At 41.2% G+C, this 18,974-nt stretch carries 22 protein-coding genes; 8 read left to right on the plus strand and 14 right to left on the minus strand.

Annotation, left to right across the window (positions count from 1 at the left end; all coding sequences use genetic code 11):
• Window positions 1-90 precede the first annotated feature (90 nt).
• The 6 genes from BQ5903_RS12315 to BQ5903_RS10410 form a co-directional block, all read right to left on the minus strand.
• Entirely contained in the window at window positions 91-591 is a 501-nt protein-coding gene (locus BQ5903_RS12315; protein WP_331199992.1) for a YdcF family protein, read from the minus strand.
• 9 nt (window positions 592-600) lie between these two features.
• Window positions 601-900, minus strand: a complete 300-nt coding sequence (locus tag BQ5903_RS12320) for a hypothetical protein (RefSeq protein ID WP_231920855.1) — start codon at window positions 898-900, stop codon at window positions 601-603.
• Window positions 901-909: 9 nt separating this feature from the next.
• Window positions 910-1,041 (minus strand): hypothetical protein, encoded by a 132-nt coding sequence (locus BQ5903_RS12470; protein WP_268869422.1) that lies wholly within the window; start codon window positions 1,039-1,041, stop codon window positions 910-912.
• Window positions 1,042-1,282: 241 nt separating this feature from the next.
• Window positions 1,283-2,143: a helix-turn-helix domain-containing protein gene (locus BQ5903_RS10400; protein ID WP_079579496.1), complete on the minus strand. Its 861-nt coding sequence runs from the start codon at window positions 2,141-2,143 to the stop codon at window positions 1,283-1,285.
• Between the two features lie 478 nt (window positions 2,144-2,621).
• Window positions 2,622-2,840 carry a hypothetical protein gene (locus tag BQ5903_RS10405; protein ID WP_010497508.1) on the minus strand — a complete coding sequence of 73 codons (219 nt, stop codon included), beginning with the start codon at window positions 2,838-2,840 and terminating at the stop codon, window positions 2,622-2,624.
• Between the two features lie 18 nt (window positions 2,841-2,858).
• Window positions 2,859-3,356, minus strand: a complete 498-nt coding sequence (locus tag BQ5903_RS10410) for a hypothetical protein (protein WP_056972403.1) — start codon at window positions 3,354-3,356, stop codon at window positions 2,859-2,861.
• 340 nt (window positions 3,357-3,696) lie between these two features.
• Between BQ5903_RS10410 and sstT the strand changes: the two genes are divergently transcribed.
• Window positions 3,697-4,953: a serine/threonine transporter SstT gene (gene sstT / locus BQ5903_RS10415; protein ID WP_079579497.1), complete on the plus strand. Its 1,257-nt coding sequence runs from the start codon at window positions 3,697-3,699 to the stop codon at window positions 4,951-4,953.
• Between the two features lie 199 nt (window positions 4,954-5,152).
• The gene (locus tag BQ5903_RS10420; RefSeq protein WP_010497514.1) at window positions 5,153-5,575 is read left to right on the plus strand and encodes an Ohr family peroxiredoxin; all 423 of its coding nucleotides are present in this window, start codon (window positions 5,153-5,155) and stop codon (window positions 5,573-5,575) included.
• A gap of 449 nt (window positions 5,576-6,024) precedes the next feature.
• Here the strand turns inward: BQ5903_RS10420 and BQ5903_RS10425 are convergent, their stop codons facing one another.
• The 4 genes from BQ5903_RS10425 to BQ5903_RS10440 all read right to left on the minus strand — a co-directional run bounded on the left by BQ5903_RS10425 (window position 6,025) and on the right by BQ5903_RS10440 (window position 9,565).
• Window positions 6,025-6,174, minus strand: coding sequence for a hypothetical protein (locus tag BQ5903_RS10425; RefSeq protein WP_154022037.1), 150 nt, complete (start codon window positions 6,172-6,174; stop codon window positions 6,025-6,027).
• 100 nt (window positions 6,175-6,274) lie between these two features.
• Entirely contained in the window at window positions 6,275-7,090 is an 816-nt protein-coding gene (locus BQ5903_RS10430; RefSeq protein WP_010497517.1) for a Cof-type HAD-IIB family hydrolase, read from the minus strand.
• 132 nt (window positions 7,091-7,222) lie between these two features.
• Window positions 7,223-8,677 carry a nicotinate phosphoribosyltransferase gene (locus BQ5903_RS10435; RefSeq protein WP_079579498.1) on the minus strand — a complete coding sequence of 485 codons (1,455 nt, stop codon included), beginning with the start codon at window positions 8,675-8,677 and terminating at the stop codon, window positions 7,223-7,225.
• Between the two features lie 129 nt (window positions 8,678-8,806).
• The gene (locus tag BQ5903_RS10440) at window positions 8,807-9,565 is read right to left on the minus strand and encodes an NUDIX hydrolase (RefSeq protein WP_010497521.1); all 759 of its coding nucleotides are present in this window, start codon (window positions 9,563-9,565) and stop codon (window positions 8,807-8,809) included.
• Window positions 9,566-10,095: 530 nt separating this feature from the next.
• On the opposite strand from BQ5903_RS10440, the gene BQ5903_RS10445 reads away from it, so the two are divergent.
• From BQ5903_RS10445 to BQ5903_RS10455, 3 genes are all read left to right on the plus strand, one after another.
• Complete coding sequence (locus tag BQ5903_RS10445) at window positions 10,096-10,746, plus strand: NAD(P)-dependent oxidoreductase (protein ID WP_010497529.1); 651 nt, start codon at window positions 10,096-10,098, stop codon at window positions 10,744-10,746.
• 327 nt (window positions 10,747-11,073) lie between these two features.
• The gene (locus BQ5903_RS10450) at window positions 11,074-11,415 is read left to right on the plus strand and encodes a hypothetical protein (protein ID WP_079579499.1); all 342 of its coding nucleotides are present in this window, start codon (window positions 11,074-11,076) and stop codon (window positions 11,413-11,415) included.
• A 204-nt stretch (window positions 11,416-11,619) separates the two neighbouring features.
• Window positions 11,620-11,862, plus strand: coding sequence for a hypothetical protein (locus tag BQ5903_RS10455; RefSeq protein WP_231920856.1), 243 nt, complete (start codon window positions 11,620-11,622; stop codon window positions 11,860-11,862).
• Between the two features lie 71 nt (window positions 11,863-11,933).
• On the opposite strand, the gene msrA is transcribed toward BQ5903_RS10455, so the two are convergent.
• From msrA to BQ5903_RS10470, 3 genes are all read right to left on the minus strand, one after another.
• Window positions 11,934-12,449 carry a peptide-methionine (S)-S-oxide reductase MsrA gene (gene msrA, locus BQ5903_RS10460; protein ID WP_010497536.1) on the minus strand — a complete coding sequence of 172 codons (516 nt, stop codon included), beginning with the start codon at window positions 12,447-12,449 and terminating at the stop codon, window positions 11,934-11,936.
• A gap of 64 nt (window positions 12,450-12,513) precedes the next feature.
• Window positions 12,514-12,828, minus strand: a complete 315-nt coding sequence (gene trxA, locus BQ5903_RS10465; RefSeq protein WP_010497537.1) for a thioredoxin — start codon at window positions 12,826-12,828, stop codon at window positions 12,514-12,516.
• A 120-nt stretch (window positions 12,829-12,948) separates the two neighbouring features.
• Window positions 12,949-13,425 carry a glutathione peroxidase gene (locus BQ5903_RS10470; protein WP_056971298.1) on the minus strand — a complete coding sequence of 159 codons (477 nt, stop codon included), beginning with the start codon at window positions 13,423-13,425 and terminating at the stop codon, window positions 12,949-12,951.
• A gap of 313 nt (window positions 13,426-13,738) precedes the next feature.
• On the opposite strand from BQ5903_RS10470, the gene BQ5903_RS10475 reads away from it, so the two are divergent.
• The 3 genes from BQ5903_RS10475 (at window position 13,739) to BQ5903_RS10485 (ending at window position 16,779) form a co-directional block, all read left to right on the plus strand.
• Window positions 13,739-14,107, plus strand: coding sequence for a DUF488 domain-containing protein (locus BQ5903_RS10475; RefSeq protein WP_079579500.1), 369 nt, complete (start codon window positions 13,739-13,741; stop codon window positions 14,105-14,107).
• Window positions 14,108-14,170: 63 nt separating this feature from the next.
• Window positions 14,171-14,467, plus strand: a complete 297-nt coding sequence (locus tag BQ5903_RS10480) for a GNAT family N-acetyltransferase (RefSeq protein WP_079579501.1) — start codon at window positions 14,171-14,173, stop codon at window positions 14,465-14,467.
• A gap of 563 nt (window positions 14,468-15,030) precedes the next feature.
• Window positions 15,031-16,779, plus strand: a complete 1,749-nt coding sequence (locus BQ5903_RS10485) for a thiamine pyrophosphate-dependent enzyme (protein ID WP_010497544.1) — start codon at window positions 15,031-15,033, stop codon at window positions 16,777-16,779.
• A gap of 92 nt (window positions 16,780-16,871) precedes the next feature.
• Here BQ5903_RS10485 and ltrA read toward each other — a convergent pair whose 3' ends face one another.
• Window positions 16,872-18,257: a group II intron reverse transcriptase/maturase gene (gene ltrA, locus BQ5903_RS10490; RefSeq protein ID WP_079579652.1), complete on the minus strand. Its 1,386-nt coding sequence runs from the start codon at window positions 18,255-18,257 to the stop codon at window positions 16,872-16,874.
• Window positions 18,258-18,974 lie beyond the last annotated feature (717 nt).

Raw genomic sequence — 18,974 nt, forward strand, 5'->3', positions numbered from 1 at the left:
TATTGGTTACAAAATATATTGTAACAACCATTTCCTGGTTTGTTAACATCTGAATAAAAAAATTTAAATATAACCACTCTGCGAATTTTCTTAAAATAGTTGCAGGCCATTACCTACCAAAAAATTAACTGCTGACACCAATAAAATCAGGAGTATGGCAATAAGGTGAGCCTTTTTGTGGTTTGCCATCAACGCGATATATTCACGTAAAAAAGCGTTCGGAATGAAAAAGTTACTTGTTTTCGCACCAATACCATCGATATGCAAACCCACATAACGTGCATAACCTGCGGCACGAAAGGTATGGTAATCACTGGTTGAAAACAACCCCTTGTTTAAATCGATCTGTTTTCTGGTTAGTATTTTCTTGGAAAATGCCATATTCTCATAAGTGTTCTGCGACTTTTTTTCCGCCAAACATTTGTCAGGATGAACCCCATGAGCTAAGGCATATTGCTTCATTGCAACACCCTCAGGGATCGTTTCATCGCCGCCCTGACCGCCAGAAAAAATCAACCACGGATACTGACCCGTCTTTTTCTCTTGAGCAGCGGCGAAATCCAACGCCCGCTGGATCCTGGAAGCCAACAAAGGTGAAACCTAATCTTCATCCAACAGCCCTGCTCCTAAAACGATAATATAATCCTGATCATAGTGCGGGCGATAGAGACGTGTGATCAAAAAAGACGTAATAAACGCTAAAAACCAAAAAATCAAATAAAAAATGACTGGTACGACAAAAGCATTGTACAAAGTCACTGAGTTTTTGGAAAATAAATCTTGGTCAATTGCCCGCATCAATGGCAGAACAACGATCACCATGATCCCTAGGCCTAAGGTCAACATGTTTCCCAGCGTGTGGCTTTCTTTACGCCAGACCGTAAAGGCATTCCACAACAATAGCACACCTTATAGCGTGTATAAGAGCAACAGTGGGATCGAGATGATCACTAGGGTCCAAACCAACAGGGAATTGAGCCACTTAATATTAGACGTTTCGATCACAATGATCATAGTCACACCGCTAACCAGCAGTGCCATATTACAAAGTGCTCCATTCAATAACCTAAACTTATTTTGATGGAGGCTTACACCCAGTAAACCCAGACAAAGCAGTGTAAAAATTATTCCTCCACTGACAAAAATTGTAAATTGACTCATTAAAAATACCTCGATCATCGTAAGATTATTTTACCTGCCAGCCCTTGTTAGCTGACCAAACTAGTTTTACAAGAAATCCATGTTTTTTCCAAATTAGAGATTTATTTTGCAAAAATCTCAATTAGTTAAGGGAAAAAACTTGTGCATCTAAAGCAGTTACGACTTTATGATGCACTTTTGCATTATTGGTATGATCAGAAAATGTATATGCCATATACAATGCTTTAATAGAATCACTAGTCCATTTACCTATTTTCCCAGCCAAAGCAAAAGCTAGATTACAGTACAATATATCGACAGGACCAGAAATCAGTTTCTTCTGGGCATAATCAATACCTAACTGTGCAAAGTGAATTGCTTTCTCATATTGTTTAGTCTCGAGATAATAAAAGGAAGCGTTTGTCCAAATTGTGAGAGCTGCATAATCATATTTTTCAGAGTCAAACTTTTGAAAAGCTTCTACTGCAAGATCAGTATAGTAACTTGCGGCTTCTAATTGGCCTTCACACAAATACTGATAGCCCAAGTCGCTAGCAACCAATGGCCACAAAACACCTAATTTTTGCTGTCCTTCCTGTAAGATCTTATTATAAGTAAAAATCGTGTCGGAACGTTCGCCAGTGCTGTGTGCAGCGATCCAGGCTCTAGTAAATTCCAAAAATAATTGCTGGTCTGGTCTGATATAGGTCTTATCGTTGATCTTCTCTAAAAATTCGCTTCCTGCTTCATATTGTTGATGGATCAAACGAACACTCGCAGCTAAGATAATTTCCCCAGCATCAACAAATTCATCAGTTTCGACAGCTTCGGCAAAGCTTAAGTTTAAGCGTGTCACAATTTTCTCCAAGGTTTCTCCAGAAGGGGTTGACGATCTTGTTTCGATCTGGCTGATCATACCTTGTGAGGTAATGCCCTCAGCTAATTCGTTCTGAGACATTTTAAGTTCTTTTCTTCTTTTACGAATTAATTCACCGTTGATCATTTCATTGTTCCTCTCAGTAAAATTATTATATTGATCGATCTCGCTTTACTTGATTGCAGATCCACAGTATTCTTTATTATACACACAATCAGCCGATTCGACCATGGTATCATAGACATTTATCGGCATCTGTCAAGTAGTTGATCGTTTAATTTTGACGCACAAAACTTGCTAATTTTTAGCTTTTTACAAGGGATAAAAACTAGACAAAAAACATGTAATAACTAAAAGGTTTAGCAAAATGGCCAACAGCAGCCAAATGTAAGAATAGTTCATGCAGCACTTTTAGGATAAATCTTTGCCAGTTTTGCTTTTCAATACTGCTGGCTAGTTGGCCGGGGCCCGGTCACACATCTTAGTCACTTCTTATTGTGCACTGCGGCTCGGTTACGCAACAATAGAAGTTATGAACAAAAATTTACCGTCCTTTCTACTCCGACGTATAAAAAAGCCGTCCTAATTTCGGGCAGCCATTCTTTTAAACTAGTTCGTTTTTTGTGAGGTCTACCTTGTAACATATTTGAAAACCATACTTATCGCGCACGATAGCGTAATACAAGGTAACTCCAGCCTCCTTGAGCATTTTAACATCTTCCAGGCGACCGTCAACTTGCGCAGCATGTAAAACCTCTTGGACGCGTTTTCTGACAGCGCGGCCCTCCACAAAAGAACCGAAAAAGTCACCATTTTTTTGCACACACAATCTCTCCTTTACTTATGGCAGCTGGTCGTATAGTGTCACTTTTTCATCATAGAAATTATCTCGCAAATTAACTAGCAACTTTCCGACTGATTCATGAAATTCCTGCCAGTTTTCACCATCTTTTGTCTGATCTTTTTGGCCATCAAAGTAAAGAACACCATAAGAGCCATGAACTTGACCTTGGTCAGAATTCTCAACTAAAAATCCCAAAGAATTTCCTAAAATCACCGTATAAACGATGGCATCGTCTTTTAAATTAAAATTTCTAACGAATCGCAGAGTAACGTTATTACGAGAAACAAGTCGTGTTAATTCGGGGACCTCGCGCAGCATTGTCCGATAGACCATCGCTAACTGCGCAAAATGTTCCAGATCACGCCGTGGGATCTCCTCGCCTTTTTCATAACCATAGATATGCGTACTTGCACGCAACTCATCCTTGTAAGTTACTCTATTTTTTCCAGAAAGAGCTACAATATTGGTCAAAGTGTTCTCAAAATAACTTGCCATGTTATCATTGCGCCTCTTTTCATAAATTCAGAATCCATCTGTAATCAACAACCCTTAACCCTTGTCACCTTTATTTTAACTCATAAGGATTTTTTCATCTTGTCTCACGCTCACATATCAAGTTTTTTGCGAACTCTTAAACATTGGTCTTGCAAGCAATAAAGCGTATTAGATCCTACCGCTCACAAAATCAATATTGACATTTACTCATTTTCCCCTTAAAATTCTAATAATATTAGAATAAAAATACATAAAATGTGTTGGTCAGGTGTTTTACTGGTATCCTCTAACGGATTTTTAGCAGACACTTCTTACTTCCACATTCATGGGAGGAAACTATATGTTTAAAAAGTACACAAGGACCCCCTTGATTGGGCGTATACTTGTCGGCATTGTGATCGGTGTTCTTGCAGGAGTTATGTTTCCTTCCTGGGCCTGGATCGACTTGTTAGGCGATCTCTTCATCGGGGCCTTGAAGGCTATTGCACCGCTCTTAGTGTTTTTAGTGATCATGGCGGCAATTTCGGGCTACGAAAAAGGCGCGGACAACCATTTTGGAACAGTAATTATTTTATATTTAGGTGCCACTTTCTTATCGGCAGTCGCTGCCGTGGCTGCATCTTATTTTTTCCCGATCAAACTTGTGCTGTCAAAGGCCACTACAGCCAATGCTGCCGGTGCTCCCAAAGACTTGGGTTCGATCGTTCATGATCTTTTAACCACAGCCGTTTCGAACCCAGTGCATGCCGTGATGAACGGTGACTACTTGGCAATTTTATTTTGGGCTGTCTTATTGGGGATCGCCTTGCAAACTGTCAGCAAGAAGACTCGCGACATCGTTGGCGACTTCTCCAAAATGATCGGTAATGTGGCAGGCTGGATCATCCAATTTGCACCATTTGGTATCATTGGTTTGATCCACAAGGCACTGGTCGAAACAGGAACTAGGGGCGTTGTTCATTATGGTCAATTAGTCTTGCTACTAGTTGGGACGATGATTTTTGTTTACCTAGTCGTCTATTCCTTGATGGTTTGGGTCTTGACCCGCCAAAATCCGTTTCCACTGGTCTTTTGGACACTAAAGGTTTCCGGGATCCCCGCTTTCTTTACGAGAAGTAGTGCAGTCAATATTCCGATCAACTTAGAAGCTTGTCAGGATCTGGGTCTAAACGAAAAAAGTTATGGTGTTTCGATCCCACTAGGAGGATCCGCTAACTCTGGCGGAGCTGCGATCACGATCTCGATCATGACACTGGCAACGACTCACACGCTGGGAATGCAATTTTCATTTCCACTAGCACTGATCCTCTGTTTCTTAACAGCGATCGCTTCGACCGGTGTTTCCGGCATCGCTGGCGGTTCGTTGTTATTGATCCCGATGGCCTGCAGTTTGTTTGGCATCAGTAATGATATTGCCATGCAAGTCGTTGGTATCGGCTTTGTGATCGGAGTTATTCAGGATTCTGTCGAAACAGCGGTTAATTCGGCTTCAGATCTCTTGTTTACTGCAGCCGCAGAGTATGGTGATCTGCGTAATGCAGGACATCCTGTCAACATTAAAGATGCTGTCCATCAAGTCAACAGGGCTCGAGCTTAAGCAAATATTACGACATTAGGCATGACCAAGGAATATTTCTTTGGTCGTGCTTTTTTATTGGAAAATAATGCAAAGGATTTGAACTGATAGCGCTTCAATGTTACTCTAGTGTTGTTAAATCGTGTGCGATTGTTTTGGCGTATGTAGTTTAATTTTTGACGGATGACTGACAAAAGGTATTTTAGAAAGGAGCTTTTCAATGAGTTTGGATTATGATTCAATGAAAAAAATCGGTGTTTCTCGTTCTGTGAATACTGGTGGGCGTGAAGGAGAATCCATTGCCCCCGATGGCAGTTTTTCAGTTAAAACTTCCATGGCTAAAAAAGAAGGAACAACTACACCAGAAATGTTATTTGCAGCTGGTTTTGCAGCTTGTTTCAACAGTGCCATGTCCTTTACGTTGACCAAAGCCGGCAAAGGTGACCTACACAGGAATGTTACGGCTAATGTTGATCTTTATGCCGCTAGCCAAACCGATTTTAACTTAAAAGTTAGACTTGTAGGTCATATTGATGGTGTTGATCCGCAGGAAACACGGAAATATATGGAAGAGACCGCCAAAGTTTGCCCATACTCCAAAGCAGTTGCAGGTAACATTGACGTCGAAGTTTCTGCAGAATAAGATCCGCCAAAGCCCCCCCTTTCTTTTCAGCGGGGGGCTTTTTAGTCAGTTCCACGTTGCAGAAGCTTATGCTTAACTAACTTCATCAACAAGTCGCAAAACACGACTTATTGCTAAAGCCTGTTAACGCTCGGCTTATAACCGCATTGCTCCACCCTGTTATTTTAGTCAGGTTACGTGAGACAGAAAACTCCGCCTATCTGACATTAGCTCCACATCGCAAAATGCGTGATCAGAATCTAATTTCCAATAGTGCTCACTTTCTCCCGGCTCACTACACCTTGTTATTCTTAGTCAGGTTGCGTGAACCAAAAGTCTGTGCCTATCCAACTTCGCCAACAAGCCGCAAAACACGACTTATTGTCAAAGTCTGATAGTGCTCAACTTTTACCCGGTTCACTACACCTTGTTATAAAAAAACAAACAGTCTCCAACACACTGTTTGCTTTCTATCTACAAGTTTTGATCCATTGCAAATGCTCTTGTAATTTGGGATCATTTGCAATCGCTGGATCTTGTGCCCAGTTATCTCCATAAGTTTGGTCCAGATAACTAATAATGTTATGTGTCCGGACCCGCATCTCCTCACGCTCTGACATTTTTTTCGCTCCCTTAAAACCAGCTTAGCTAATTTCTATTAATTCTATCATAGCTCATTTTAGGAAAATAAGTCCAAAATAAGCTTTATCAGTCAGGAAGTCATTGTAAAGCATATTTTTCAACCGCGACTGCCAGGCCATCGTGTTCATTATCTGTAGTGACTACCTGGGCTTCTTTTTTGACTAGTGGATTAGCATTCCCCATTGCGACCCCTAATCCAGCTGCTGAGATCATCGTCAAGTCATTATTCTGGTCTCCAGCCGCCATTATCTCGCTGGGTTTAATTTTTAATTTGGCTGCTAATTCCACCATTGCTTGCCCCTTCGAGGCCAAAGGATGCATAAATTCAAAGAACCACTCTTCACTATGAACACTATAATATTTATCTCTGATTTTCTCTGGCAAACTCACTAACGCTTCAGTCAAAATCTGCGGTGCATCCGCCCACATATATTTGGCAAGGCAGGAGATTCCTGCAGATGTTGCATTGGGCCTGACATGCAGCGGCATCTTAGTGAAATACGAATCCATTACTGATACTGGGCTAACATCAGGTGTTGTGACATAGATATTCCCATCGGGAGTCACTGCTTGTCCTCTCACACCTAAATCATGAGCTAGTTTATCTAAGACCTGAAAGTCTTTACCAGTTAATAAATTTGAGATCAATGGTCCAGAACAAGTTGATCGTTGAACTTGAGCACCGTTAAAGGTAATAACGTAGTCATCCGCACTATCTAAGCCCAACTCTGCCAAATATTGCTCAACACCCACCAACGGCCGTCCACTGCATAATACTATGTACACACCTTGCCGTCTTGCTGCTTGTAAGATCTCCTTAGTATGTGTTGTGATCTGTTTATTGTTATTCAGCAAAGTTCCGTCAATATCTGTCGTGATCATTTTGATAGCCATAGGTAATTCTCCTTTCCTGAGTCTTTTCCCTTATTCTAACTTATTTTAAGGTTCAAAACCGGAATATTTTTTCCATCCAGACTCAAATGACCCACCAGCCTCCTGTCTTAGACTGATGGGTCACGTTTTCCTTTATTCTATCCTATTATCTTCGATCAACTCTTGTTGTTGCTCGTACAAGTCTTTTGTAATAAAAACAGGATATTCATCTGGATATAACAAACGTTTTTTAGATGCCGGCAACTCTGCCAACTTCTTTTTACTATATTTCTGAATTTCAAATACACTTGGGTCGCCTGTCAGTAACTGACCTTGTTCATTCAAGGCTTCTTTTTGCAATTCAACGACCTGAATGTTTCTCAAGGTCCGATACCTCTTAGTCGCTTCTGGATCAGCGCTTAAAACTTTCATTTCAGTAATATTTTCTGCAATCTTTTCATCCCGCAGCGAAACAAGGTCGGCAAATGGAGAGCCTGTCCGCGGATCATACAAACGATAAATCTGTTTACGACCAGGAAGCGTTAATTTACCTAAGCTGGCACTGACCTTAACTTTAGGATACCAAATACCATCATCTTTTTGAACAGCCCCTAATTTGTAAACGCCGCTTAAAACAGGAGAGCTGGCACTCGTGATCAAGTTTTCACCTACACCAAAATTATCGATTGCAGCGCCTTCACTGACCAAAGATTGGATAATATGTTCATCCAAAGCATTGGAAGCCGTGATCGTTGCTTCAGGATACCCAGCATTGTCTAACATTTTACGGGCTTGGGTTGACAATTGAGTAATATCACCGGAGTCGATCCGGATCCCGAATTTCTGATAGCCTTTAGTTGCTAATTGATCAAATACTTTGATTGCGTGGGGCACACCAGATTCCAAAACATCATAGGTATCGACTAACAATGAACAATTTTGCGGGTAGATCTTCGCCCAAGCCTCAAAAGCTGCCAGCTCATTATCAAATGCTTCGATCCAACTGTGAGCCATCGTTCCTGCAACTGGGATCCCAAACTTTTGTCCGGCCAGCAGGTTGGAAGTACTGGTACAACCGCCGATCACTGCAGCCCGAGCACCATAAACGGCACTTGCTGGGCCTTGTGCCCGCCGAGCACCAAATTCCATGACGGCGCGACCTTTAGAGGCTGCTACGATCCTCCGTGCCTTAGTAGCGATCAACGTTTGATGGTTGATCACATTCAACAGCAAGGTTTCAAATAATTGAGCTTGCAATAATGGTCCTTCGACTGTGACAACTGGTTCGCGCGGAAAGACTGGCGTTCCTTCAGGCACTGAGTAAACCTTACATTTAAATTTAAAATCACGCAGATAATTTAAAAATTCCTGCGAAAATAATCCCAAGCCCTTTAAGTAGTCAAGATCTTCCTGTTCAAAATGGAAATTTTGCATTTCTTTCAGTGCAGTTTCAACACCGGCTAAAACGACAAAGCGTCCATTATCCGGCAATTTACGAAAGAACATGTCAAAAGACCCTCGTTGTTCCTTCATATCTTGGTAAAAACCATTTGCCATTGTATATTCATATAAATCAGTCAATAGTGCCATGTTTCCTTGCTCGATCATTGCTCGTTCCTCCTAGAACAATTAAAAGTACTTATTACTTTTAATAAAATATAAAAAAGCCTTGCTTCAAACCTATCTTGTCAAGAGTACACTTCTTATGGTTTAATTGCAACCCAAACAAGCAACTGCCTATTTCAGACAATACAAATTAGCCGGACGGCCGCGTTTTTTGGTTGTTGCGGTCCCTATTTCCTCAAACAACTTACCATGAGTTTTTTTGAAGTTAGAGTTGTCAATACGCTCTAATTTAGTTTTCAAAAATGGAGCATACACACTGCGAGCTTCTCTCAAGGTAAAATTGTCACCTAAGATCAATAAAATATTAGGCTGATAATTTAGTTTATTTTTGATCCGCTGGCAGGCCACTTTGATGATCCAATCGTGGTCAAAAGCAAGTTGACCACTGGCAGTTTTGCCGTAGTCCGTCAAATTATGATAATACTCTTCTTGAAATTCAGTCTGAGCAACACGATACTGTTCACTGCCATTGCAAAAGCAATATTTATGATTTTTGACTGTTAGAGCAAACCACTTGGCAGCTATTGCTCCATAACCAGGATCTAGTGGGGGCATTTCTGGCAAGAATGTCATATATGCCAAGGATAAGACACGTTGACCGTCACTTAAACGCTGAGGTTCAGTAAAAGTCTCCAACTGTTCAGTATGAAAAGCCGCTAATTTCAGGCCGATCTTATCGTGTACAAGACGTAAAGCTCCTTGGTCAGCACTTTCATTTTCACCTAAAAATGTTTCAGGCAACGACCACATATTTTTGGCAGGTTCTTGCGCTCGTTTAACGAGTAGCAAATTCACCTGACCTTTTTGCCGGTCAAAACTCCAGATCAGGTTAACGATATTAACCTTTGTCTCGCGATTTTCTTCTTGCATCAGCGCTCTCCTTTCAAACATTCAATTACTATTTACAACTATTATAACTGATTCAATTTCGTGATAAAACAATTGCTTTTTTACAAGGTGGAACAATGCGGTTTGAAGCTGAGCACTAACGAACTTTATCAATAAGCCGTGTTTTTTGACTTGTTGGTAAAGTTAGTTAAGCACAAGCTTCTGCAGTGTGGAACCTGACTAAAATAACAAGGTGGAACAATGCGGTTTGAAGCTGAGCATTAACGAACTTTATCAATAAGCCGTGTTTTTCGACTTGTTGATGAAGTTAGTTAAGCACAAGCTTCTGCAGTGTGGAACCTGACTAAAATAACAAGGTGGAACAATGCGGTTTGAAGCTGAGCATTAACGAACTTTATCAATAAGCCGTGTTTTTCGACTTGTTGGTGAAGTTAGTTAAGCACAAGCTTCTGCAGTGTGGAACCTGACTAACAGCAGAAACTTATCACTTGTATTTTTATAATTTTCCTTATAAAATGTAAGCAACATAATAAATACAAGGAGGTTTTTTAATGACTAAAGTTGGGATCATTGGTGCAACTGGGATGGCCGGTTCAGCAGCTTTTAAAGAAGCTCAAACAGCAGGTTTAAATGTCACTGCCATCGTACGCAACGCCGCTAAGGCAAGGAAGGAACTGGGGGATTCGATCCAGATCCTCGAAAAGGACGCCTTTTCTTTAAAAAAGGAAGATTTGGCAGGCTTTGACGTTGTAGTCGATGCCTTTTCGACCGATCCAGCACAAGCATACTTACATGTAGATCTGACAGCTCATTTGATCAGCTTGTTCCGTGAAGAAAAAAGTCCACGCTTTATTTTTATTCTAGGTGCAGGAAGTTTGCATACTGGTGATGACAATCATTTGGTAGTAGAAGATATCAAGAAAGTTCCTGGAGCAGAATCATTTATCAACACACCAATCAACCAGTTAGCTGAATTGCACTTTTTACAAGATGTTACAAACGTTAACTGGGTCGGCATCTCACCTGCTTCATCCTTTGTAGCTGGTGACGCCGCCGAAAATATCTTGTATGGTACAGAAGAATTACTCACGGACAAAAACGGCAAATCAGAAACAACTGGCGGTACAATGGCCAAAGCAATCGTTCAAGAGATTCAAGAAAGTAGCCATCACCAAGAACGTTTCACCGTCGTTAACGGTTAAATAAATAATAACAGTCGCTTCACAGCATCCATTGTGTGAAACGGCTATTTTTTTGCTTTTCATCGTTAGCTTGAGACAACATCTTGCTCAGAAACGTAACTTTTTGGCAAATACAATTTCTTTCTTAGTGCTCATGTAATTGTAAATAACGGAATCGATCTTAGTATCACTATAGCGAACTACCTATTTTTTTAAAACTTGGAAGCACAATACTGATCACTACACAAAGTTTAATGCCAAAACAGCTTAAGTTGGAAAAACTTGCTTGATTTTATCGAGAAAATATTTGCTATAATAAACTTTATTAGTCAATTGGGAGGTAAAAAAATGTTTAATATGATTCCAAATGACATGGGAGAAGTTGCTCAAAAATTAGCTTATTTACAATCCCATGGTAAACCCGAAACTACAGAACACGATATACTGCTAGAAACTGTTAAGGGCGGGGTTCAAGAGATGCTTGACGAAGCCTTGGAAGGCCCTTACTATAATGTTCGTTGGCGCAGCGAAGATAAATCCTTAGTGATCACTGGTTCTCTAAAAGAAGAAATCGGCACAGTTATTCCGCGTGCAGATTTTTCAACTTTTTCAAAAGATTTCAAAAATAATGAGATCCTTTTCTGGCGTAATGCAGGTAAACAAATTGCCACTCTGATTCACCAAGAATAAATCAGTTTTCATCGTGTCTAGATGAATTAGCGAGTTGTCGTCTGGGCTTTCCTTTCGTGGATGTAGGTCCACATGCTGCTCATCTGGAGTTCGATCTTGAATTGCAGGAAACGGATGGAATACTTGGGGGGATCGTTAAAGAGTTCTGCTTGCTTTTATTAGCTTAGCGCGCTATATTCTAACTTAATCATTAAAAAAGAGGGAATGAAATTGAACTCGTCACAAAAACAAAAAATTTTCTTCCTAGTTGGTGCGATTTGGCTGTTGTCCATTGTTTTGCTCGGGCTAAGTGTCCTTGCCTGGCACTTTAAGGTTGGCGGAGTCCTACTTTTAATACTATTGGTGGCTGATTTTTTGGCACTTAGCGCTGCTGGAACAACACTGAGTGTTCCTCTTCTGATCCGTTTACGCAAACGACGTGCTAAAAAAGAAGCAGACAAAAACTAACGGCTCAAACGTTTACCTAAAAATATGCAAAACAAAAAGTCTGGAGAATTCTTCAGACTTTTTTGATACGCTTATTTCCATTGCTTTTTAATAAATTTCTCGCGACCGCCCATTTCTTCCATTTGGTAACGGAGCGGATTTTTCCTGTAGAAATCCTGATGGTAATCTTCTGCTGGATAGAATGGCTTAGCATCCTCGATCTGGGTCACGATCGGATCTGAAAAACGGCCGCTTTCCTCTAACTCTTTCTTAGAAGCTTCGGCTATCTGGCGCTCTTCATCATTGTGTACAAAGATGACCGGCCGATAGCTGTCGCCTCGATCTTGGAACTGCCCCATCGCGTCGGTCGGATCCGTTTGGCGCCAGTAGACTTCTACTAGATCCTTATATGAAACAACATCTGGGTCATAGTGGATCTCAACTGCTTCAGTATGCCCAGTTGTGTGGCTGCAAACCTGTTCGTAAGTGGGATTTGGCACATGTCCACCTGTATAACCAGAAACTACTTTATTGATGCCTGGCTGTTCGTCAAACGGTTTGACCATGCACCAAAAACATCCACCCGCAAAAATTGCTGTTTTTTCCAATCCGAAGCACTCCCTCTCCAATATAAAAGACGCAGATAATTTCCGCGCCCCTTAATTATATAACTTAGTCAGTGTATTGTTCTAAGATTTGTTTCAATTGATCCTTAGGATGGTAACCAACGACTGTATCGACAACTTCGCCGTCTTTTTTGACCATCAATGTTGGAATACTCATAATGCCAAAGTGAGCTGCTGTTTCAGGGTTTTGATCAACGTCCATCTTCGTGAATGAAACATCGGACATTTCATCGGATAATTGTTCAACAACTGGTGATTGCATTTTACATGGACCACACCATGTTGCCCAAAAGTCCGTCAAAGTAACACCCTTGCCAGTAACTTCTTCAAAATCTGCATCTGTGATTTCTTTTACTGCCATAATTTAATTCCTCCTATTTTTTTCCTATGCGGTCATCTGTTTGATTTCTGGCCGCCTAACCTCGATAGTTCCGACTAATATCGTGTCCTATCTAAAATCATATAATACTATGATAACGTATTATTTAGAGTTTTGCACTGCTTCTCTGATATCATCGCTAAATTCATCTGGAGTTGTTTTTGGCTCATAACGTCCGATCACTTGACCTTCACGATCGATCAAAAACTTCGTATAATTCCAAGCGATATCTGTGCCATCAGTTTGCTCTTTCAAATACGTATATAGCGGATCTTCATCTTCACCATTGACGGTCACGCGCTTCGTCATTGGAAAAGTTACTCCAAAGTGTGTCTTACAATACTGCTCGGCTTCTTCATCAGAATCCAATTCTTGTTTGAACTGGTTGGAAGGCAGACCCACTACAGTGAACCCCTGCTCATGATATTTCTGATACAAGGCTTCAATTTGTTCAAGTTGGGGAGCTAACCCACATTTGCTGGCGGTGTTCACCAACAATAAAACCTGTCCCTTAAAGTCCGCAAAATCAATTTTCTGTCCGTTGATCTCTTGCTTTTCAAATTCGTAGATCGATGACATCGACATCACCACCTTTAGTTTAATAGATATTGTCGTGAAGGACTATAAACAAAGTTTCAGTCCTAAATTACCAGCTCACCCCAATGTTCTGAAACTCATTGTAGTGTGCTCGTTCGTTAGCGTTCGCCTCTAACCACCATGCGACACTTTGTTTTTAGTCGTTCACGATTTACTATTCAAAATTTAACACTATTTTGTGCTTTCTTCAATATATTTGCTTACAAATTGATAGTATATTTTAGCAGAAGCCTTTTGGTTTTTTTAGACTATTTGCTTGCGTTACAATAATAATAATCATTAAGGAGATGATCTCATGCTGTACATTCAACGGATCTATGACCATGAACAAGACTATCAAGCCTACCGCGTATTGGTTGATAGAATGTGGCCGCGGGGGATTTCAAAAATCAACGCCAAACTAGATAGCTGGAATAAAGAGATCGCACCCTCACCCGAATTACGTAAATGGTTCGGTCATGACCCTGAAAAGTTTGCCAAATTCAGGGAACTTTACTTGAAAGAATTGGCTGAAAATCCTGCCATGCCAGAGTTTATCGCAACTATCAAACAAAAATTAAATGAAAACGACGTTACTTTACTGTATGGTGCTAAGGACACACAACATAATCAAGCTGTGATTTTAAAGGAGTTCTTAAATAAAGAGCTGCACCAAACAAACTAATTGCGTGGAGTTCTCATTCGATAGTATGATAACGTTAACAGGAACCTGAGGAGGTCATTTATAATGAAGTTTCTTTTTGAATCAAACTACAAAGATGGACAAGACCGTTTTGTTCATTATACCGAAGATGACAAAGTCGATGCTCAAGTAGATTTTACTCCAGATGATGATAAAAAAACTTATACGATCGATTCGACCGTTGTAGACCCTTCCTTACGGGGCAAAGGTCTGGGCGGCTACTTGATGTTAGAAGTTGCCAACCATGCTCGCAAAAATGATTATAAGATCATCAATGTTTGCCCTTATGCCGTTAAGTTTTTCGACAAACACCATGAAGAATATTCCGACGTTTTGAAATAAATTACCAGGGCAAGACCACCTTTCTAATAAAAATGTGCTGCAGAGATCTAGTTTGATTTGCTGCAGCTTTTTTTATTGGGGAGATATTTATCCCAGTTACTTTTTCAACTGTGAAGTTGGCGCTATGGGGCTGATCACTTATTTTCGGATCCACATTACTTTGACTTGGGACTGTCAACCTTTTGACTTGAGAGCTCTTACCCAATTGATAGTCCTAGTTTATTTTGAAACATGCTCACTCTTCTTTTCAATATCTCCGCAACTTGATCAGAAAAGTTTTTTGAAGCTTGACCTTACCAGATCAGGTACGCCAGGAGCATGATAGTTTTCCAATTTTCACAGCGAAAAATTTCAAAAAAAATTTTATGACCTCAAACGTTTTTCAAAAAGATGTGTTAGAAGTACCAGTATTAACAACTTTCTTTCTCTCACAATAAATTGTCTAAAAAGATTGACTTACAAAAAGTAAGTGTTATACTAAGAAATGTTCCGTTGATGAGCAACGGTTATTTTCAGTATTACTTTTGATAAAAAATTGTTTAAAGAGAAAGGGAGTTTTTGAAATGGCTACAATGATGGCAGGACAAGCACTCGCAAAAGTATTAGAAAAATGGGACGTGGATCACGTCTACGGGATCACCGCAGATTCGATCAACAACACCGTCGATGGATTATATCAAGAACGTGACCAGATCAAATACATCCAAGTTCGGCACGAAGAGATCGGCGCACTTGCTGCCGCTGCCGATGCCAAGTTAACCGGCACGATTGGCGTCGCATTTGGCTCTGCCGGCCCTGGCTCAGTTCATATGTTAAACGGCTTATACGAGGCTAAAATGGATCACACACCAGTTTTGGCTTTAGTCGGACAATCGGCTACCGGCGTGATGAATACCAACTTCTTCCAGGAAATGAATCAAGATCCAATTTTCGCGGATGTAGCTGAGTTTCACAAGCAGGTCGTCAATGCTGATCAGATCCCTAAGGTCGTTGACGAAGCGATTCGCTCAGCTTACGCCACTAAATCAGTTTCAGTCGTAATTTTGCCGGATGACCTTTCAGGCCAAGAAATCGACTACCATGAATTAAAAACTGCTGCATTAAACAAACAAACCACTAAATTGCCAGTTGATGCTGCTGATGTTAAGCAAGTTGCCGCCGCTATCAAACAAGCTAAGCGACCAATAATGTGGCTCGGTCAAGGTGCTTATGGTGCCAAAAAAGCCGCAGTTGCGGTTTCCGAAAAATTCGGCTTGCCTGTTTTGACAACTGCTCCTGCCGCTAACGTTTTCCCAAGCGATCATGCAAACTACATGGGTGCGCGCGGACGGTTAGGCACCAAGCCAGCCTTTGAAGTTTCACAAGCCAGCGACTTGATCTTATTTGTCGGAACTAACTATCCATTTGCCCGCTTTATGCCGGCCGACAAAACGATCATCCAAGTCAATAACAATTTAGCTGACCTGGGCAAACAATACGATGCAGACATCACTGTTTTAGGCGACGCCGCTCAATTCTTGGCAGGATTAGCGCAAACAGACTACCAGGCACAACCAACTGCTTTCTTAAAGGCCGCTCAAAAGGACCGTACTTTGTGGATGCAGTGGCTTGAAAAGTTAGCTGCTGATGATCAAAATGGTCTGCGGGCTGAAGGTGTTATTCAGGCCATCAAAGAAAATGCCACAGACAATGCTATTTTCGGCTTAGATGTTGGTAACAACACCGAATGGTCGCTGCGTCAACTGCCTTTCAACAAGGAGCAAAAATATGCGATGTCCCCATGGTATGGCACAATGGGCTTCGGCTTACCGGCTGGCCTAGCAGGCAAATTAAGCTTCCCTGACCGCCAAGTTTGGAGTATTTCCGGTGATGGCGGCTATGCGATGGTCATGCCTGACTTGTTGACTGAAGTTAAGTATAATTTACCAGTCATCAATGTTGTTTTAGAAAACAAGTCCTTTGGTTACATTGGTCACGAAAAGATCCAGGCAAACCAAGCTCCTTATGGGATCGACTTAGTTGGTGCTGACTGGGGTAAGGTTGCTCAAGATATGGGTGCGATCGGCTTTACTGTCACTAATCTGGCAGAACTCAAAGACGCCATGAATCAGATCAATGATTTGCAAAAAAAAGGCAATCAGTTACCGATCGTCTTGGACGCTAAGATCCAAAATATCGACCCGCTTGATACGTCATTTATTCCAGTCGACCCTGAAACTTTTGATGCTGATACGATTGCTAACTACCGGAAAACTTATGATTTGCCAGCCGAGGAACAACCAGCATTCAGCGACATTTTGAAGAACATTTAAGATATATCAGATCCAATCGGGTAGGAGATAGTTCACACTATCGACCTCCCACACCACCGTACGTACGGAACCGTATACGGCGGTTCAACAACTTAAGCTTTTGCTTGAATAGACTGGTACAGTTTGGACAGATTTATTAGCCCACGCTGTGCCAGTCTTTTATTAGTTATGGTCATCAACAGTGTTTTACTGTGCGCGTTGCGCCAGTATCCCTTACGAGTATTGACGTAGATTTTCGCCTGTTTGGGTGTCAAGCCTAGTTTAATCAATGCTTTATAACGGGTTCCGATATTCTTCCACTGTTTCCAGATATACTGGCGGATGCGCGAGCGCAACCATTTGTCTAGTTGTTGGAGAAAGGTTTTCATCTTCCCAATGGAATAATATTGGATCCAGCCCTGCATTTTCTGCTTAATTTCATGCAGAATCCTATCAAGGCTGACGCCTCGGCTTCTCTTGGTGATTCTTGTCAATTCCTGTTTAATTCTCTGTTTAGGTTTTTGATGAGGACGCGGGTAGGCGCTATTGCGTCCCACACCCAGCGAAAAACCTAGAAACTTCAGTCTTAGTGGAGAACCGACTTGCGTCTTTTCTGCATTCACTTCAACTTTGAGTTCCTTTTCTAAAAACTGGGTGATGCTTTTGAGAACCCGTTCACCCGCACGCTTACTTTTAACATAGATATTACAGTCATCCGCATAGCGTACAAATTTATGTCCTCTTTTGGTCAATTCTTTGTCCAGCTCGTTCAGATAAATATTTGCTAGTAATGGTGAAATATTGCCACCTTGCGGTGTACCTTTAGCGGACTTCTCGAAAAATCGACCATTCATAACACCACTCGTCAAGAACTTACGAATCAAATGCAAGACCCATGGCTCACTAATGTAATTTTCAACAAATTTAATTAGTAAATCATGGTTCACATTGTCAAAATAGGACTTTAAATCAAGGTCGACCACGTAGTGATAACCCTGATTATAATAAGCAACCACCTTTTTCACAGCACTTTGTGCACTGCGGTGTGGTCGAAAACCATAACTATTATCTGAGAATACTTTTTCAAAAATAGGAGACAGTTGCTGTTGTAACGCCTGTTGAACCACACGGTCAACGACCGTTGGGATTCCTAACTGACGTTTCGAACCATCTGGCTTAGGAATCTCAACTCGTTTGACAGGTTGGGGTTCATAGCTTTCGGTTCGCAAGGCCTCGATTAGTTTTACGTTATTCTCTTTCAAGTATGGGCCAAGTTCCTCAACGGACATGTCGTCAATTCCTCCAGCCCCTTTATTACGCTTGACATGGACAAAGGCCCGATTTAAATTATTCCGGTCTAAGACCTTCTCACGTAATAAGCCATTTTGAGTTCTCTTTTCACCAGAAACAACGCTACGCGCTCCTGTTTGCTCTGACCCTTCCAGGGTTACCCTCCGCAGGTAGTCAGCTTTATTTTCTGTTTTCTGCGATTGTCGTATTGTTTCCACCTCCAGGATGAATCAAAATTATTGTTGTTCAGCCCTTCACCATTACTGGCTACTATGGCCTCGGCTGACTTCTGTCATGGACAACTCAACATTACTATTGAGCCTGTTCCTGCCAGAAATAACTTCCAGCTTGAGAGAACTACCATGACAGACCTCCCCGGGTAAGAGCAGTAGCTTTCGCATCAAACCGTTGGCTTTACTGTGACGGTTTCGAGTGGTCAGGGACTTCGATTTGTTAAGCAATCTCATCCCACCGTTTCCAGCCTTTTAGCCACTTCTTGTTCATCGATTCGATGTTTCGTCTAGGACTTCCTTCAGATTCTACCTCACGATAGACACCCTTGTCTTCGACTCGTGATACCGGCCACTACGGCTCACAGCGGACTTACACCGCCTAGTTACTGCCCATGCCGGGCGCACTTAAAAATAGTGTTGGTGACTTTGATCACCAGCACTATTTTTGTGTTATTATGTAAAATTTTTTCTGAGCAGCAAAAACGGCATCCCCATTATTAAAACAACGAGCAAAGCTAGTAGTATCACAAGGAAATTTAAAATTCACTGAATATTTAAAACCCGGGTCAAAAAGGTTTACTTGGTTTGCCATTCAAAGCAATGTTTTTTAGACACAAAAATAATGATCAGACTTAATTACTTGCACAAGGCAACTAGTAAAGCGGACATAGAACGGAAAAATGCTGATTTCGC

The organism is Ligilactobacillus acidipiscis (assembly GCF_900116935.1).
Classification (GTDB): domain Bacteria; phylum Bacillota; class Bacilli; order Lactobacillales; family Lactobacillaceae; genus Ligilactobacillus; species Ligilactobacillus acidipiscis.

What these genes read in the sequence shown, in the direction of transcription:
- BQ5903_RS10445 (WP_010497529.1), top strand. Translation starts at nt 10,096, where the DNA reads ATGACTAAAGTTGGGATCATTGGTGCAACTGGGATGGCCGGTTCAGCA.
- BQ5903_RS12470 (WP_268869422.1), bottom strand. Translation starts at nt 1,041, where the DNA reads ATGGCACTGCTGGTTAGCGGTGTGACTATGATCATTGTGATCGAAACG.
- BQ5903_RS10470 (WP_056971298.1), bottom strand. Translation starts at nt 13,425, where the DNA reads ATGTCATCGATCTACGAATTTGAAAAGCAAGAGATCAACGGACAGAAA.
- BQ5903_RS10435 (WP_079579498.1), bottom strand. Translation starts at nt 8,677, where the DNA reads ATGATCGAGCAAGGAAACATGGCACTATTGACTGATTTATATGAATAT.
- BQ5903_RS10400 (WP_079579496.1), bottom strand. Translation starts at nt 2,143, where the DNA reads ATGATCAACGGTGAATTAATTCGTAAAAGAAGAAAAGAACTTAAAATG.
- BQ5903_RS10485 (WP_010497544.1), top strand. Translation starts at nt 15,031, where the DNA reads ATGGCTACAATGATGGCAGGACAAGCACTCGCAAAAGTATTAGAAAAA.
- BQ5903_RS10440 (WP_010497521.1), bottom strand. Translation starts at nt 9,565, where the DNA reads ATGCAAGAAGAAAATCGCGAGACAAAGGTTAATATCGTTAACCTGATC.
- BQ5903_RS10475 (WP_079579500.1), top strand. Translation starts at nt 13,739, where the DNA reads ATGCTGTACATTCAACGGATCTATGACCATGAACAAGACTATCAAGCC.
- trxA (WP_010497537.1), bottom strand. Translation starts at nt 12,828, where the DNA reads ATGGCAGTAAAAGAAATCACAGATGCAGATTTTGAAGAAGTTACTGGC.
- BQ5903_RS10455 (WP_231920856.1), top strand. Translation starts at nt 11,620, where the DNA reads ATGAAATTGAACTCGTCACAAAAACAAAAAATTTTCTTCCTAGTTGGT.
- BQ5903_RS10430 (WP_010497517.1), bottom strand. Translation starts at nt 7,090, where the DNA reads ATGGCTATCAAAATGATCACGACAGATATTGACGGAACTTTGCTGAAT.
- sstT (WP_079579497.1), top strand. Translation starts at nt 3,697, where the DNA reads ATGTTTAAAAAGTACACAAGGACCCCCTTGATTGGGCGTATACTTGTC.
- BQ5903_RS10480 (WP_079579501.1), top strand. Translation starts at nt 14,171, where the DNA reads ATGAAGTTTCTTTTTGAATCAAACTACAAAGATGGACAAGACCGTTTT.
- BQ5903_RS10425 (WP_154022037.1), bottom strand. Translation starts at nt 6,174, where the DNA reads ATGTCAGAGCGTGAGGAGATGCGGGTCCGGACACATAACATTATTAGT.
- BQ5903_RS10410 (WP_056972403.1), bottom strand. Translation starts at nt 3,356, where the DNA reads ATGGCAAGTTATTTTGAGAACACTTTGACCAATATTGTAGCTCTTTCT.
- BQ5903_RS10450 (WP_079579499.1), top strand. Translation starts at nt 11,074, where the DNA reads ATGTTTAATATGATTCCAAATGACATGGGAGAAGTTGCTCAAAAATTA.
- BQ5903_RS10420 (WP_010497514.1), top strand. Translation starts at nt 5,153, where the DNA reads ATGAGTTTGGATTATGATTCAATGAAAAAAATCGGTGTTTCTCGTTCT.